Consider the following 16,242-nt stretch of genomic DNA (forward strand, 5'->3'; position numbering starts at 1 on the left):
GCGCCGACACGACCGTTCACCGATCGGTGATCCTCCTGTTACCCCCGCGTCCCTACTCTGCGGCCGAGTAACCGTCCCGCTGATCCCGTGACCGGCCGTCGCGCGGATCTGCCGGGCACGCCTGGTCCGTGTCCGATTGGAGAACGTCTTGACGACTCCTGATCGCAGCGATGGCCGCAGCGACGACCGCAGCCCGCTGAACTGGCTGTTGCCGCTCCCCATCGCGATCCCGCTCCTCCCGCCCCTGTTCAACGCCGTGGAACCGCGCCTGTTCGGGATTCCGCTGTTCTACTGGTTGCAACTCGCCTTCATCGTGCTCGGCGTCACCACGACCACCCTCGTCTACCGCGCGACGAGGAGGAGGAGCCGGTGAAGACCACCGAGATCGTCATCTTCGCGCTGCTGTTCCTGCTCGTCAGCGGCCTGGGTTTCGTGGCCGCCCGCTGGCGCCGCCCGGGCGACCTCGCCAACCTGAACGAGTGGGGCCTCGGCGGGCGCGGCTTCGGCGGCTGGATCACCTGGTTCCTGGTCGGCGGCGACCTCTACACGGCCTACACGTTCGTGGCCGTGCCCGCCCTGATCTTCGGCGCGGGCGCCATGGGGTTCTACGCCGTGCCGTACACCGTGGTCGTCTATCCCATGGTCATGCTCGTGCTGGTGCGGCTGTGGTCGGTCTCGCACGTGCACAACCTGGTCACCCCGGCCGACTTCGTCCGGCTCCGCTTCGGCTCCCCCACGCTGGCCCTGCTGGTCGCGATCACCGGCATCGTCGCGACGATGCCGTACATCGCGCTGCAGCTCATCGGCATCGAAGCGGTGCTGAAGACGATGGGCGTGACCGGCGACCTGCCGCTGATCATCGCGTTCGCGATCCTCGCGGCCTACACCTACCAGTCCGGGCTGCGGGCCCCCGCGCTGATCGCGTTCGTCAAGGACTCGTTGATCTACCTGGTGATCCTGGTCGCGATCGTCTACATCCCGGCCAAGCTCGGCGGCTGGGCGTCGATCTTCGACGCCGCCAAGGCGAAGTTCGACGCGACCCCCGCGCCCGGCGACGGCATCACTCTCAACGCGAACAACCAGCTTCAGTACGTCACGCTGGCGCTCGGCTCGGCACTGGCGCTGTTCCTCTATCCCCACAGCGTCACCGGGATCCTCGCCACGCGCGACCGGAACGTGATCAAGCGGAACATGTCGGCCCTGCCGGCCTACAGCCTGCTGCTCGGCCTGATCGCGCTGCTCGGCTACATGGCGATCGCGGCCGGGGTCACGCCGATCGGCAAGGACGGCAACACGATCACGCCGCAGCTGTTCGACAAGCTCTTCCCCGACTGGTTCGCGGGGGTGGCGTTCGCGGCCATCGGCATCGGCGCGCTCGTGCCCGCCGCCATCATGTCGATCGCGGCGGCCAACCTGTTCGCCCGCAACATCTACCGCGAGTATCTCAACCGGGACGCCACCCCGGCCCAGGAGGCCAGGGTCAGCAAGATCGCGTCGCTGGTCGTGAAGGTCGGCGCGGTGCTGGTCATCCTGGGCATCGACCCGCAGTTCTCCATCGACCTCCAGCTGATCGGCAGCGTGATCATCCTGCAGACGCTGCCGTCGGTGGGTCTCGGCCTCTACACCCGGTGGTTCCACCGCGGCGGCCTGATCGCCGGATTGGCCGCGGGCATGACGGCCGGGATGCTGCTGCTCTACAACATCGCCAACCCCGCCACCAAGCACGAGCACTTCGGCGGTTCGGCCTTCCCGCTGGAGAAGCTCGGGTTCGACACGAAGATCACGGTCTACGCCGGGCTCCTCGCGCTGATCGTCAACCTGGTCGTCGCCGTGCTCGGGACCCTCGTGGCCCGCGCGCTCAAGAGCTCCGACGGCCCCGACGGGACCCGGCCGGAGGACTACTTCGCCGACAAGGGCGACCCGCGCGTCCACGAACTGGAGACCACCGCACCCGCGTCCTGACCGTTCGCGTACGACTTGTGGCCGGCTTGACGCGGCGGCTCGCCCGCGTGAAGCCGGCCACAAGCACGCGGTGGGACAAAGAGGCATCACCGCGAACAGCAAGGAGACGAGATGCCTCCCAACACCGACCTGGTGGTCACCGGCGGGCACGTGCTCAGCATGGACCCGGCCGTGCCGGACGGGCCCGCCGACATCGTCGTCCGGGACGGCGTGATCGTCTCGGTCGGGCCCGCCGCGGAGATCTCCCCGCGGGCCCGCGTCGTGGACGCCACCGGCTGCGTCGTGCTGCCGGGGCTGATCGACACCCACCGTCACACCTGGCAGTCGGCGCTGCGCCACATCGGCCTGGACTGGAGCCTGACCGACTACCTCGGCGCGGCGTTCCTCGGGCTCGGCCCGAACTTCCGGCCCGAGGACGTCTACGCGGGCACCCTGATCGGCGCACTCGGCGCGCTGGATTCCGGGATCACCACCCTGGTCGACTGGTCCCACATCCAGAACACCCCCGAGCACGGCGACGCCGCCGTCGCCGCACTGCGCGACAGCGGGATCCGGGGCGTGTTCGCGTACGGCTGGCCGCAGACGGACGCGCTGAGCTGGGTGGGCGAGCACAGCGACGCGGAGTTGCCCGCCGACGTGCGCCGGATCAGGGACGTGCTCCACGACGACGCCGCCCGCGTGACGATGGCCCTGGCGGCGCGCGGGCCCGAGATGTCGGCCCCCACCGCCACCAGGCGCGACCTGCTGCTCGCGCGGGAGCTCGGTCTTCGGGTCACCATGCACGTCGGCAGGGCGGGCAGCGTCGGGCACCTGGACGAGGAGGGCCTGCTCGACGAGACGGTCACCCTGGTCCACGCGAGCGCCGTCGGCGACGACGAGCTGAAGCTCGCCGCCGACGCGGGCGCCACCGCGAGCGTGGCGCCGTTCATCGAGACGACCATGTCCGGGCTCGGCTCGCCCGCCACCGGCCGCCTCCTGCGGGCGGGCGTCGTCACGGGCCTCGGCGCCGACACCGAGATCGCCACCTCGGGGGACATGTTCACGCAGATGCGGGCCGCGCTGGCCCACCACCGCTTCACCGAGGACGGCGCACCGCTGACCGCGGGACGCCTGCTGCGGATGGCCACCGCCGACGGCGCGGCGGTGGCCGGTCTCGGGGCGGTCACCGGCAGCCTCACCCCCGGCAGGCGGGCCGACCTCGTGGTGGTCGACACCGGCACCCCCGCCATGGCTCCGGTGCTCGACCCCCTCGCCTCCGTCGTGATCGCCGCGCACCCCGGGCTGGTCCGTACGGTGGTGTGCGACGGCGTGCTCGTCAAGCACGACGGAGTGCTCACGGGGCCGGTCGCGCGGGCCCGGGAGGCCGCGGCCGAGAGCCTCGCCCACCTGCGCCGCGCCGTGCCCGGTCTGCTGTGAGCACCGGAGCCCCTCCGCCGGGGCATGCGGAGGGGCTCCGGGCCGGGGGATCAGCCGGGTGGGAGGTTGCCGTTCTTGGCGACCGGCAGGGCCACCTGGTCGGCACCGAGGAGAGTGGCCTGCTCGGCCGGGAGACCGGCGAGGACGGGGTCGATGTGCCGCAGGCTCAGCGAGACCGAGGTGGGCAGCGCCGGGGTGATCGCGTCGAACTTCTCCAGGTCGATCCACCGCACGATGTCGAGCACCGCGCTCGGGATGCTGTCACCGGCCTTCTGCACGGGGACGCACAGCTGCCGGGCGTAGAGGATCTGCGCTTTGTGCGTGGGAATCTGCGACGTGAGGACGGGATTGAGCTGACGCAGGGACACCGTCTGGTTCAGCGCGGTGTTGGGGGTGATCCCGTAGCACTTGAGGTCGATGTAACGGACGAGCTGCAGCACGTCGGCGGGCGGGATCACGTTGTTCTTCACGACCGGCACGCACAACTGTTGCGGCGTGTTAATGGAGATCTGCGTGCGCGGCAGATTCTGGAACAGCGGATTGAGGTGGCTGAGCACGAGGCCCGTGTTCACCGTGATGCCGGAGATCTTGTAGCAGGACAGGTCGATGTACTTGATGAAGTCGATCGCGGGGGACGGCGGCTCCTGCGTGTTCTTCGCGACCGGTACGCACAGTTGCTCACGCTGGCCCAGGGTGACGGTCTCGACCGGCAGGTTCATGAGCACGGGATTGAGGTGCCGCACCGTGAGCTGGACGCCCGGCGGCTGGTAGGCGCTGGTCCGGTAGCACTCGAGGTCGAGGTAGGCGGTCAGGCCCTTCGGCGTCGGCAGCGTGGCGGCGCCGGCGTGCGGCACGCCGAGGAACACCACGGCGAGCGCCGCGAGCACGATCGACGCGAAACGCCGGAACGTCGTTTTTCCGCGTCCGGGAATTCGGATTACGGCTCGGTCCACTGCGGCTCCAGAGATTGGGAGAGGAATTGTTGCCTGGAGTGTGTGCCGCCGTGACCGGTCTTACAATGTCGCCGAAGTCGTGGCGGAAATCCGGCCGATGAACCGGGAACGCGACATCTGCCGGTAAGACGCCGTTCAGCCGCCGTAAGACGGTTTGCGGCCCGATCAGCCGGAGACGCGGCCGTTCCAAGGCGTCCCGCGCCCGGCCAGGAAATTCCGCAGGTGCCCGGCGAGGAACGGGAAATCATGCCGCCGAAATGCCGGTGAAAAGCACGCGGGGAAATGCCGGCCGCGATTCGTTTCGGCCGGCACAATCAGCGGCCGGGCCGCCCGGACCGCCCGAGCCCGGAAAAGGATTGCCCGCCGAAGGGTCACCCGTGAAACTTTCAGGGCCGCCCGGCGAGGACGGGGCCGGGGCGCCCGGCGGGACATCTCGACGTCGGCCGGGTCGTACCCGGTTGGGAAAAGGGTTGCCCACCGGGCCTGGGCCAAACCGTGAAACTTTCAGCGCCGCCCCGCCGCGACGAGGCGGAGACGCCCGGCAGGCGCTCCACACCCGTCCGCGCCTGGTCCCGGGATTGACAGATCCTCACGGCGTCATGTTGGCTCCCAGCCACCACCACCAGAACCCGACAGAGGGGCTGTCCGGGCCTTTGTGTTAGCGCTAACACCCTCCTCCGCAGACCCTTGTGATCGATTCGCGGCGGTGGATGTCGTCGCTCACCGAGAATCGCCGGCCGCCCCTCTCGTGACCTCCAGGAGGCCTCATGCCGTCCCCGTCGCTCAGCCGCCGGCAACTGCTGCAGGCGGCCGGTGTCGCCGTAGTCGCGTCCACCGCCGGCGGGGTCGCCGGCGCCTCGGCGGCGGCCGCCGCGGTCGCGCCGGCCCGGCCCGACATCGGCGTCTCGGCGTACCCCTTCGAGCTGGGCCAGGTGCGGCTGACGACGAGCCGCTGGCTGGACAACCAGAACCGCACGCTCTCCTATCTCAAGTACGTCGACGTCAACCGGCTGCTGTACAACTTCCGGGCCAACCACAGGCTGTCCACCAACGGCGCCTCCTCCAACGGCGGGTGGGACGCCCCGTCGTTCCCGTTCCGCACCCATGTGCAGGGCCACTTCCTCACCGCGTGGGCCCAGGCGTACGCCGTGCTCGGCGACACCACCTGCCGGGACAAGGCCACCACCATGGTCGCCGAACTGGCCAAGTGCCAGGCGAACAACGGCGCCGCCGGGTTCAACACCGGATACCTGTCCGGCTTCCCCGAGTCGGACTTCACCGCCCTGGAAGCCCGCACGCTGAGCAACGGCAACGTCCCGTACTACTGCGTCCACAAGACGCTGACCGGGCTGCTCGACGTGTGGCGCCTGATCGGCAGCACCCAGGCGCGCGACGTGCTGCTGGCGTTCGCCGGCTGGGTCGACTGGCGGACGAGCAGGCTGAGCAGCAGCCAGATGCAGAACATGCTGGGCACCGAGTTCGGCGGCATGAACGCGGTGCTGACCGACATCTACCAGCAGACGGGCGACGCGCGGTGGCTCACCGTCGCGCAGCGGTTCGACCACGCCGCCGTGTTCAACCCCCTGGCCTCGAACCAGGACCAGCTGAACGGCCTGCACGCCAACACCCAGGTGCCCAAGTGGATCGGCGCGGCCCGGGAGTACAAGGCCACCGGCACGACCCGCTACCGCGACATCGCCGTCAACGCCTGGAACATCACCGTCGGCGCGCACACCTACGCGATCGGCGGCAACAGCCAGGCCGAGCACTTCCGGGCGCCCAACGCGATCGCCGGTTATCTCACCAACGACACCTGCGAGCACTGCAACAGCGTCAACATGCTCAACCTGACCCGCGAACTGTGGCTGCTCAACCCCGACCGGGTCGCGTACGCGGACTTCTACGAGCAGGCGCTGCTCAACCACGTCATCGGCGCGCAGAACCCGGGCGACAGCCACGGGCACGTCACCTACTTCACCCCGCTCAAGCCGGGCGGCCGCCGCGGGGTGGGCCCGGCGTGGGGCGGCGGCACGTGGAGCACCGACTACAACTCGTTCTGGTGCTGCCAGGGGACGGGGGTGGAGGTCAACACGAGGCTGATGGACTCCATCTACTTCTACAACGGCACCACGCTGACGGTGAACATGTTCATGCCGTCGACGCTGAACTGGACCCAGCGCGGCATCACGGTCACCCAGACGACGTCGTACCCCGCGAGCGACACCACGACGCTGCAGGTCACCGGTAGCATGAGCGGCTCGTGGTCGATGCGGATCCGCATCCCCGCCTGGACGTCGGGCGCCACGATCAGCGTGAACGGCACGCAGCAGAGCGTGGACACCACGCCCGGCACCTACGCCGTCGTCACCCGGTCGTGGACGTCCGGCGACACCGTCACGGTGCGCCTGCCCATGCGCGTGGTCATGAAGGCCGCCAACGACAACTCGAACGTCGCGGCGGTCACGTACGGTCCTGTCGTGCTGTCCGGCAACTACGGCAACACCTCGCTGACGGCGCTGCCCTCGCTGAACACCGGGTCGATCACCCGGACCAGCACCACGGCGCTCGCCTTCACCGCGACGGCCAACGGCTCGACGGTCAACCTGGGCCCGTTCTACGACGCGCACGGCTACAACTACACGGTCTACTGGAACACCAGCGGGCAGGGCAACGGCGGGACGGGAAGCTACCGGCTGGTCAACGCGGCCAGCGGCCTGGTCCTCGGCATCCAGAACATGTCCACGGCGGACGGCGGTCTCGCGCTGCAGTGGACCGACAACGGCACCGCGGACCACAACTGGGTGATGGTGACCGACGGCAACGCCGTGCGGTTCCGCAACGTCAACAGCGGCAAGGTGCTGGGCGTGGAGAACATGTCCACCACTGACGGCGCCCGCGTCCTGCAGTGGTCCGACAACGGCACCGCCGACCACCGGTGGACTCTGGTCGACAACGGCGACGGAACCTACAAGATCCGCAACGTGAACAGCGGCAAGCTGCTCGCCATCCAGAACAACTCCACCGCCAACGGCGCCCAGGCCGTCCAGGACTCCGACAACGGAACCGCCGACAACCGGTGGCGACTGGTGGCCAACAACTAGAACCCGACCGGCAGGCCGTTGCCGGGGCGTGCGGAACCCCCGGCAACGGCGGCCTGATGGTCCAGTGGGCCGGCACCGGCGCGCGACCGGCTCCGGCAGTCCGGGCAGGACCCGCGGGGCCACCGGGACGCCACGATCAGGACGCGGTGATCGTGGCACAATCCCGGCATGCCAGTCATGTTTCGGGTGCTCGGCCCGGTCGAGGCGTACGTCGACGGCGTTCCCGTCGACCTCGGCGGGCCGCGGCCCCGGCTGCTGATGGCGCGCCTGCTGATCGCCGGGGGCGCCACGGTGTCGGTGGACGCGATCCTCGACGACCTGTACGACGGCGCCCCTCCGCCGCGCGCCCTGAGCACCCTGCACAGTTACGTCTCCGTCCTGCGCCGGGTGCTCGAACCGGGGCGCGCGCCCCGCACCCCGTCGTCGGTCCTGATCAGCCGCCCGCCCGGGTACGCCCTCGGCCCGCACGAGGTGGACGCCGAGGAGTTCCTGCGGCTGGCCAGGGCCGGCGAGCCCGAACGCGCGCTCGCCCTCTGGCGCGGCACGCCGTACGAGGAGTTCGGCGACGTTCCCTGGCTCCGGCCGGAGATCGAGCGGCTGGCCGAAGCCCGCCTGGTGACCCGGGAGCGGCTGCTGGGAGGGCGGGTCGGCGACCCGCACGTGGTGGGCGAGCTGGAGGCCCTGGTGGCCGAGCATCCCCTCCGGGAGGGGCTGTGGGAGCTGCTCGCCCGTACGCTCTACGGGCTCGGACGGCAGGCGGACGCGCTGGAGGCGCTGCGTTCCGCCCGCGCCCGGCTGGCCGGAGAACTCGGCCTCGATCCCGGCCCCGCGCTGCGGCGGCTGGAGGAGGCGATCCTCACCCAGGACCCCGCCCTGGACCGGGCCGCGATCCCTACCCGGACTCTGGTACGACCCGCCGCCGTACGGGCCGATTCGGTCCCCGGCGGCGGGCACGCGGAGGGGTCTTCGCCGGAGCGGCGGCATGTCGGCCGGGCGAGCCAGCTCGACCGGCTGACCGGCCTGGCGCACGACGTGGCCCGGGGGGTGACGCGCGGGCCGGCACTCGCGGTGATCTCGGGCGAGGCGGGGATCGGCAAGACGTGGCTCGCGGAGGCGTTCGCGGAGCGGCTGGCCGCCGACGACTGGCAGGTCGCCTGGGGCCGGTGCCACGAGACCTCGGGCGCCCCCGCCCTGTGGCCCTGGCAGCAGGTCGTCCGGGACCTCGGCGAGCGGGTGCCGCCGCCGGCGGCGTGGGCGGCCTCCCTGCGGGTGCTGCTCGGCGGCTCCCCCGGCGGCCCTGCGGGCGGCTCCGCCGGGCCGGACGGTCCCCCCGCCGAGGCGGGCGAGGCCCGGTTCCTGCTGCACCAGGCCACGGCGGCGTACCTGGAGACCGTCGCCGCCGGCCGCCCGCTCCTCGTCGTGATCGAGGACCTCCAGTGGGCCGACGCGGCCTCACTGGGCCTGCTGTCGGACCTCGCGCCGCTGCTGCGCGGCGCGATCGCGATCGTGGTCACCGTGCGCTCCGGAGAGGGCTCCCCCGCCGTGCACGACACGCTCGGCCTCCTCGGGCGGCACGACGCCCTCCGCCTCCCGCTGGCGGGGCTCGACCCCGCCGCCGTGGCGGAGCTGTCGGGCCTGCGCGACCCGGCGAGCGTCGCGGCGCTCGCCGAGCGCACCCGGGGCAACCCGCTGTTCGTCCGCGAGACCCTCCGCCTGGCCGAGGACCAGGGCCTCGAACGGGCGCTCACCGGAGTGCCCGAAGGGCTGGCCGACGTGCTGCGCCGCCGCCTGCTGAACCTGCCCGCCCCGTTCCGTCCCGCCGTCGACGCCGCGGCGGTGCTCGGCGCGGGCGCGGACCGGTCGCTGCTCGCCGAGGTCGCCGGGATGAGCGCCGGGACGGAGGTCGACGAGGCGCTCGACGCCGCGACCGCCATGCGCATCCTCGGCGAGGACCTGCGGTTCACCCACGACCTGGTCAGGGAGACGGTCTACGCCGACATCCCGCTCCGCGGCCGAGCCGCTCTGCACCTGGCCGCGCTGCGGGCGCTGGAACGGCGGCCGGGGTCGGATCTCGCGCTGCTGGCCCGGCACGCGCTGGCGGCGGGTCCGGAGGCCGCGGCGGAGGCGGTGCGCTGGGCGTCGGCCACGGCGCGGCAGGCCGCCGGCCGGTACGCCCACGAGGACGCGGCCCAGTGGTGGCGCCGGGCGGTCGAGGCGCACGGGACGCTTCCCGGCGCCGACCCGCGCGAGCACGTCGAACTGCTGCTGGAGCTGGTGCGGGCGCAGCTCGCCGCCGGTGACGGCTTCGCGGCCCGGCAGACCCGGGCGGAGGCGGTGCTCGCGGCCGACAGGTCGGGCGGCCCGCTCCTCACCGCACGGGCGCTGACCAGCCTGGACGCTCCCGGACTGTGGAAGTTCTACACCTACGGCGACGTCGAGTTGCACACCGTGCGGCGGATCGAGGAGGCCCTCGCCGCGCTGCCGGACGAGGATTCAGAGCTGCGCTGCCGTCTGCTCGGCTGTCTGGGAATGGAACGTTACGACGGCTCGGCCGACCCCCGCTGCGACACCGCCACGGCCGAGGCGCTGGCGATGGCCCGCCGTCTCACCGCCTCGGGAAAGGCCGGCCCGGGACTGCTCGCCGTCACGCTGAACGCCCGGTATCTGGGCGTCCAGCTCCCCGAGCACATGCCGGAGCTCGACGCGATCGGCGAGGAGCTCACCCGGCTCGGCCTGCCCGGGTTCGAGCTGCTCGGCCACATGATCAGGGAGCGGACCCGGTTGGAGCTGTTCGACGTGGCGGGCGCCGACCGGGCCGCCGAGCGGGCGGGCGTGCTGGTGGAGCGGCTCGATCTCCCCTGGCCCCGGTTCCAGCACCTCATCTGGACCGGCACCCGGCGTCTGCTCGACGGCGACTTCGAGGGCGCGGCGAACGCGTACGCCACGGCGGCAGAGGCCGGTGAACGGCTCAACCTGTGGCACACCGCCACCGCGCTCTCCACGGCGCTGTTGACCCGGCACCTCATGATGCGGGACCTCGACGGTGCCGAGGAACTGCTGGAACGGCACTCTCCCTTCCCCGCGCACCGGCAGATCGCCGGCGTGCTCCTCGGCGACTGGCGGGGCGACCGCGGGCCGGCCCTGGCGGCCCGCGAGCAGGGCTGGCGCCCGGTGCCGCGCGACTTCGGCGAACTGACGAGCCTGTGCCTGCTGGGCGAGGCCCAGATCGTGGCGGGCGACCACGACGCGTGCGCGCACACCTACCGCAGGCTCCTGCCGTACGAGGACAGGATCGCCCTCGGGGCGGGGACGTTCTGCGCCGGGCCGGTCGGCTACTTCCTGGGGCGGCTCGCCCACCTCGGCCGGGCGGCCGGCCCGGAGACCGCGCGGGCGCATCTGGAGACCGCCGCGAAACGCTGCGCGACGTCCGGACTGACCTGGTGGGCCGCCAAGATCACCCGCGAGCGCGACGCCGTACCCGGGTGACCGCGGAAAAGCGGGCCACAAGCGGGCGTTGAGTCGCTATAAAGGCGCTCCGCGCATGGTGGGGTCATGACAACACCGGAAACGCCCACGCAGACCCGGCGCCGCTCGGGTGAGCCCGCCCCCGACCTCGTCGCCTTCCTCCTCTTCCACGCCGGGCTGCGGCGCGAGTTCGCCCGGCTGGCCGACGCCCTCGACCGCTGCGACCCCCGCGACGAGCGGCGCCGCGCGGTCGCCGACGAGCACCTCGCGCTGCTGCTGCGCGTCCTGCACCACCACCACACCGAGGAGGACGAGGCGATCTGGCCGCTCCTGCGGGGCCTGGTCCCGGAGGCCGCGCCCGTGCTCGACCGGCTGGAGGCCGACCACCAGGAGATGGACGCCGTGATCGGACGCCTGTCGGCCGGCGGGCGGCCGGTCCGCGAGGTCACCACCGACCTGCGCGCGCTGGACCGGCTCCTGAACACCCACCTCGACCTGGAGGAGTCCGAGGTCGTCCCGCTGATCAGGGAGCACGTCAGCGCCGCCTGGTGGGAGGCGTCCGCCAAGAAGGTCGTCAAGAGCCACGGCCGCGACCTGCCGATGCTCGCCGCCTGGCTCCTCGACACGGCGACGCCCGCCGATCGCGACCACATCCTCGTCACCGCACCAGTCGTCATGCGGGTCCTCTACCGCCTCTCCTGGCGCCGCGCCTACGAGCGCCGGATGTCCCAGGTGTACGGCTGACGGGTGTACGGCCGATCCGACCCGGCACCGCCGGAGACTGGGCCGGGCGTGGGAACGGTCCTATGCTCTCCTGACGATGGTGCGCTTATGGGTGCTCGGCCGGTTCCGGGCCGAGGTCGAAGGACGTCCGGTCGATCTGGGGCCGCCGCTCCAGCGAGCGGTGATCGCGAGGCTGGTCTGCGCCGGCGGGCACGTGGTGTCGACGGACCGGTTCATCGAGGACCTGTGGCAGGGCCAGCCCCCGCCGAAGGCTCTGGGGGCGTTGCAGGTGTACGTCTCCAACCTCCGCCGGCTCCTCGAACCGGGCCGGGCGCCGCGCACCCCGGCGGGCGTCCTGGTGACCGCCCCGCCCGGCTACCTGCTGCAACTCGACGCCGGCGCCGTCGACGCGTGGCGGTTCCCGGCGCTGATCGACGCGGCGGCGGACCTGCTCGGCCGGGGCGAGCCCGGCGAGGCCCTGCGCGCGACCGGCGAGGCCCTGTCCCTGTGGAAGGGGCCCGCCTTCGCCGAGTTCGCCGACCAGGACTGGGCGGTCCCCGAGGCGTCGCGGCTGGAGGAGCTGAGGATCACGGCCGTGGAGTACCGCGCGGAGGCGGGGCTGGCGCTCGGCAGGCACGCGGAGATCGCGCCCGAGCTGGAGCGCCACGTCGTCGCCAACCCGTTGCGGGAGAACGCGGTGCGGCTGCTGGTTCTCGCCTACTACCGCTCGGGGCGGCAGGCCGACGCGCTGGCGGCGTTGCGCCGCACCCGGAACCTGCTCGCCGAGGAGCTGGGCGTCGACCCGGGCCCGGCCCTGAAGACGCTCGAAGCGGACATCCTCGCGCACAGCGACACCCTCGGCGCGTCAGGGGCCGCCGTCGTCGTTCCCGCCCGCACTGCGGCCGGCGCGCCGCCCGCCCCGGCCGCTCCACCGCCCGCCCGGATGATCGGCCGTACGGCGGAGCTCGCCCGGCTGGTCTCCGCCGTGGAACAGGCCGCGCGCGGGTTCCGGGTGGCCTGGCTCGGCGGCGATCCCGGCGCGGGCAAGAGCACGCTGGCCGACGCCCTGCTCCGCCACGCGGGTGACGAGGGCCTGCGCACCGCGGTCGGCCGGTGCCCCGAGACGCTCGGCGGCGTGCCGCCCGCGTGGGCCTGGAGCGAGATCCTGCGCGGCCTGTTCGCCGCGCATCCCCCGGCCCCCGGCGTCGAGGCGCGGCTCGCTCCGCTGCTGCGGGAGGGCTCCTCCGGCCCCGGCCAGTTCTGGCTGGCGCAGGCCGTGGGCGACTATCTGGAGAGCGTGCCGGGGCCGCTGCTGCTCGTGCTGGAGGACGTGCATCGCGCCGACGACGCGACGCTGGAGATCCTGCGGCACCTGGCGGCCCGGCTGGCGCGGACCCCGATCCTGGTGGTCCTGACGCTCCGCCCCGCCGAGGCGGGCGACGACCTGGTCGCGGCGCGGGCCGCCCTGGCCGTGCGGACGGCCGAGAACGTCACCCTCCAGGGGCTCGGCGAGGACGACGTCCGGCGGCTGCTGGCGGACCGCTCGGGTGTGGAGGTGGACGCCGCCGTCGCCCGCACGGTCGCCGAACGGACCGGCGGCAATCCGCTGTTCGTGGCCGAGACCGCCCGGCTGCTCGCGACCGAGGGGGCGTCGGCGGCCCGTTCGCTGCCGCCCGGGGTGCGCGACCTCATCCGCAGGCGGGTCGCCCGCCTCCCCGCGACGGCCCGCACGGCCCTGCGCAACGCCGCCCTGATGGGCCGGGACGCGGACGTCGACGTGCTGGTCGCCGTCCAGGACGCCGACGAGGAGACCGTGCTCGACGGCCTCGAGGCGGGGGTGCTCGCCGGGCTGCTCACCGAGCCGGGTCCCGGCACGGTCCGCTTCACGCACGTCCTCGTCCGCGAGACGCTGTACGAGGACATCCCCCGGCTGCGCCGTACGCGGCTGCACGCGAGGGTCCTCGCCGCGCTGGAGCGGCTGCGCCCCGGTGACGTCGGCGCGCTCGGGTACCACGCGCTGGCCGCCGCCACGGCGGCCACCGCCCGCGAGGCGGCGCGGTACGCGCGCCGAGCGGCCGAGCAGGCGTCCGCCGTGTACGCCCACAGGGAGGCCGCCACCCTGCTGGAGGGCGCCCTCGACGCCCTGGACCTCGCCCGGGGCGGGGCGGCCGAGCCCGCGGACGACGTCCGGCTCGACCTGCTGTGCCGCCTGGTCTCCGCCCAGGCGAGCGCGGGCGACGTCATCCGGGCGACGGCCACCCGCGGACGCGCCCTGGCGGTGGCCAGGCGGCTCGGCGACCTCGGGGCCCTCGCCCGCGCGGCGACCGCGCTCGACGCTCCCATGATCTGGCAGAACGACCCGGTGCTCGACGTCGACGTCGTGGACGTGATCCGCGCCTGCCTGCCCACCGCGACGGGTGAGCTGCGGTGCCGGCTGCTCGCGGCCCTGGCGCAGGAGATGGGCGGCCACGACGAGGAGGTGGTCGACAGGGCGAGCGCCGAGGCCGTCGAGATCGCCCGCGGCATCGGCGACCCCCGCCTGCTGTGCCTGGCGCTCGGCGCTCGCTACTGGTCGCTCTTCGTGCCGGGGCGCCGCGACGAGCTGGAGCCGCTCGGGCACGAGTTGCTGGAGGTCTCCGCCCGCGCCGGGCTGCTCGGCTACCAGACGGTCGGTCACCACGCGCTGTGCATGGTCGCGCTCGGGCGCAACGACTGGGCCACGGCCGAGTGGCACACCGGGCGGGCGGTGGAGTACTCCACCAGCGGCCAGCTGGGCCTGGTCCTGGCCACCATCGCGTTCCTCGACGCCCTCCGCCTGCTGGTCAAGGGGGAGTTCGAGCAGGCCGAGTCGGCCTACACGGTCCTGTCCGACCGGATGGGCGAGGCGGGGGGAGCCAACGCGGCCGTCTTCGGCAGCCTGGCCCGCTTCGCCGTACGCCTCGCCTGCGGCCGGGCGCACGAGTCGGTGGCCGAGCTCGCCGCCGCCCGCGACCAGATTCCCGGGGAGGTCGACGAGTTCTACGTCAGCGCGCTGCTGGCCGCCGGGCGCCTGGAGGAGGCCAGGGCCGCCTGGCCGGTGGACCGGCCGCCCACCCGCTGGGTCTATCACACGATCAACATGGCGCTCCGCGCCGGCACCGCGATGGCCCTCGGCGCCCGGGAGGTGGCCGGGGAGTGCCACCGCCATCTCCTCCCGTTCCGGGAGGAGATGATCGGCCTTCACACCGTGGCCATCACGCTCGGCCCCGGCGGGCTCGTGCTCGGGCGGCTGGCGGAGTTCCTGGGCGACCCCGCCGAGGCGGCCGAGCACTACGCCACGGCCGCCGGGGTCGCGGAACGACTGGGGTCGCCGCACTGGCGCGAGGAGGCGCTGCGGGCGCTCGGCACGCTGAGGCCGAACCCGCCAAGTGGCCGCCAAACCACCGTTTAGCGGCCGGGGCCACCGTGGTTCCGCGACAGATTCGGACATCACGGAGGCTCACCTTGGACACCCCCGATCTCACCGGGATCCGCATCATCCACCGCGCCATGCGCGGCGACCTGCACCGGCTCCGCGCCGTGGCCGAGGACCTCGACGCGGGACGCCGGCGGGCGGACGCCGCCCGCGCCACGGCCCTCGCCCGCTACGCGGAGGACGTCTGCGCGGCGATCCACCATCACCACAGCAGGGAGGACGAGATCGTCTGGCCGGTCATCGAACGGTCGGCGGGCGCCGCCGTGGACCTCGCCGACCTGTCCGACGACCACTCCGAGCTCGACCCGCTGCTCGAACGGGTCCGCGTGGCGGCGCGGGCCTTCGCCCGTGGCGGGGGCGCCGGGAGCGCCGCCGAGCTGGCGGCCGCGCTCCGGACGCTCTCCGACCTCATCGACGAGCACATCGAGGAGGAGGAGCGGAGGATCTTCCCGGTCATCGAGAAGTACGTCGCGGCGGCCGACTGGAAGGCGATGGAGAAGTCGCTCAGGGGCGGCGACCCGCGTTTCGAGCTCGCCTGGGCCGACCGGTACGCGACCCCGGACGAGATGGCGCACATTCGCCGGCTCGCCGGGCCGGTCCTCAGTCTGCTGCTGATCCTGGTGCGCCCCGGCCAACGGCGCCGCCAGCGGCTCGTCTTCGGGAGCTGAGCGCGATGGCCAGGCGATCCCGCCTGTTCAACAGGGTCATCCGCGGCATCTGCGACTGGCAGGTGCGCACCTACCGCCGGACCGGCGGGCGCAGGCCCGCCACGATGCGCGGCATCCCCGTCCTGCTCCTCACGACCCGTGGCCGCAGAACCGGCCTGCTCCGCACGCGGCCGGTCGGGTACGGCAGGGACGGCCGCCGGTTCGTCGTGATCGCCTCGAACGGCGGCGACGACGCGACTCCCGCCTGGTGGCTCAACCTCCGCGACGATCCCGTGGCCGAGCTGGAGGTGGGCGGCCCCGGCGGGCTCAGCGTGGTCAAGGTGCGCGCGAGCGAGGCCGTCGGCGAGGAGTACGACCGCCTGTGGCGGATGATGAGCCGGCGCCACCCCGTCTACCTCAGGTATGTGGAGATGACCCGGCGCCGCATCCCCGTCGTGGTGCTCGAACCGTTCGACGCCCCGCCGCCGTGATCTCCACGGAGGCGGGATCCGCGGATGCCA

10 protein-coding genes are annotated in these 16,242 nt (G+C 72.9%); 9 read left to right on the plus strand and 1 reads right to left on the minus strand.

Annotation, left to right across the window (positions count from 1 at the left end; all coding sequences use genetic code 11):
• Positions 1-148 precede the first annotated feature (148 nt).
• From HHX33_RS04625 to HHX33_RS04635, 3 genes are all read left to right on the plus strand, one after another.
• Positions 149-373: a DUF3311 domain-containing protein gene (locus tag HHX33_RS04625; protein ID WP_220501489.1), complete on the plus strand. Its 225-nt coding sequence runs from the start codon at positions 149-151 to the stop codon at positions 371-373.
• Positions 370-1,962: a monocarboxylate uptake permease MctP gene (mctP, locus tag HHX33_RS04630; RefSeq protein WP_182873484.1), complete on the plus strand. Its 1,593-nt coding sequence runs from the start codon at positions 370-372 to the stop codon at positions 1,960-1,962. The genes HHX33_RS04625 and mctP overlap by 4 nt, the downstream gene beginning before the upstream one ends.
• Positions 1,963-2,073: 111 nt before the next feature.
• The gene (locus HHX33_RS04635; RefSeq protein ID WP_182873485.1) at positions 2,074-3,378 is read left to right on the plus strand and encodes an amidohydrolase family protein; all 1,305 of its coding nucleotides are present in this window, start codon (positions 2,074-2,076) and stop codon (positions 3,376-3,378) included.
• Positions 3,379-3,428: 50 nt separating this feature from the next.
• Here the strand turns inward: HHX33_RS04635 and HHX33_RS04640 are convergent, their stop codons facing one another.
• A complete protein-coding gene (locus HHX33_RS04640; protein WP_182873486.1) occupies positions 3,429-4,331 on the minus strand; it encodes a hypothetical protein in 903 nt (300 codons plus the stop codon).
• A gap of 767 nt (positions 4,332-5,098) precedes the next feature.
• Here HHX33_RS04640 and HHX33_RS04645 point away from each other — a divergent pair.
• The 6 genes from HHX33_RS04645 (at position 5,099) to HHX33_RS04670 (ending at position 16,212) form a co-directional block, all read left to right on the plus strand.
• The gene (locus tag HHX33_RS04645) at positions 5,099-7,432 is read left to right on the plus strand and encodes a beta-L-arabinofuranosidase domain-containing protein (RefSeq protein ID WP_182873487.1); all 2,334 of its coding nucleotides are present in this window, start codon (positions 5,099-5,101) and stop codon (positions 7,430-7,432) included.
• Between the two features lie 168 nt (positions 7,433-7,600).
• Positions 7,601-10,918, plus strand: a complete 3,318-nt coding sequence (locus tag HHX33_RS04650; protein WP_182873488.1) for a BTAD domain-containing putative transcriptional regulator — start codon at positions 7,601-7,603, stop codon at positions 10,916-10,918.
• A 66-nt stretch (positions 10,919-10,984) separates the two neighbouring features.
• A complete protein-coding gene (locus tag HHX33_RS04655) occupies positions 10,985-11,641 on the plus strand; it encodes a hemerythrin domain-containing protein (protein ID WP_182873489.1) in 657 nt (218 codons plus the stop codon).
• 76 nt (positions 11,642-11,717) lie between these two features.
• Positions 11,718-15,050: an AfsR/SARP family transcriptional regulator gene (locus tag HHX33_RS04660; RefSeq protein ID WP_182873490.1), complete on the plus strand. Its 3,333-nt coding sequence runs from the start codon at positions 11,718-11,720 to the stop codon at positions 15,048-15,050.
• Positions 15,051-15,103: 53 nt separating this feature from the next.
• Positions 15,104-15,742, plus strand: a complete 639-nt coding sequence (locus HHX33_RS04665) for a hemerythrin domain-containing protein (RefSeq protein ID WP_259402147.1) — start codon at positions 15,104-15,106, stop codon at positions 15,740-15,742.
• A gap of 5 nt (positions 15,743-15,747) precedes the next feature.
• Positions 15,748-16,212 (plus strand): nitroreductase/quinone reductase family protein, encoded by a 465-nt coding sequence (locus tag HHX33_RS04670; RefSeq protein ID WP_111698700.1) that lies wholly within the window; start codon positions 15,748-15,750, stop codon positions 16,210-16,212.
• Positions 16,213-16,242 lie beyond the last annotated feature (30 nt).

Origin of the sequence: Microbispora sp. H10670 (genome assembly GCF_014161385.1) — a bacterium.
Taxonomy (GTDB): Bacteria; Actinomycetota; Actinomycetes; order Streptosporangiales; family Streptosporangiaceae; genus Microbispora; species Microbispora triticiradicis.

Bases quoted from the DNA above. Each gene is read 5' to 3' on its own strand.
- HHX33_RS04650 (WP_182873488.1), top strand. From the start codon at position 7,601: ATGCCAGTCATGTTTCGGGTGCTCGGCCCGGTCGAGGCGTACGTCGAC.
- HHX33_RS04660 (WP_182873490.1), top strand. From the start codon at position 11,718: ATGGTGCGCTTATGGGTGCTCGGCCGGTTCCGGGCCGAGGTCGAAGGA.
- HHX33_RS04670 (WP_111698700.1), top strand. From the start codon at position 15,748: ATGGCCAGGCGATCCCGCCTGTTCAACAGGGTCATCCGCGGCATCTGC.
- HHX33_RS04635 (WP_182873485.1), top strand. From the start codon at position 2,074: ATGCCTCCCAACACCGACCTGGTGGTCACCGGCGGGCACGTGCTCAGC.
- HHX33_RS04645 (WP_182873487.1), top strand. From the start codon at position 5,099: ATGCCGTCCCCGTCGCTCAGCCGCCGGCAACTGCTGCAGGCGGCCGGT.
- HHX33_RS04655 (WP_182873489.1), top strand. From the start codon at position 10,985: ATGACAACACCGGAAACGCCCACGCAGACCCGGCGCCGCTCGGGTGAG.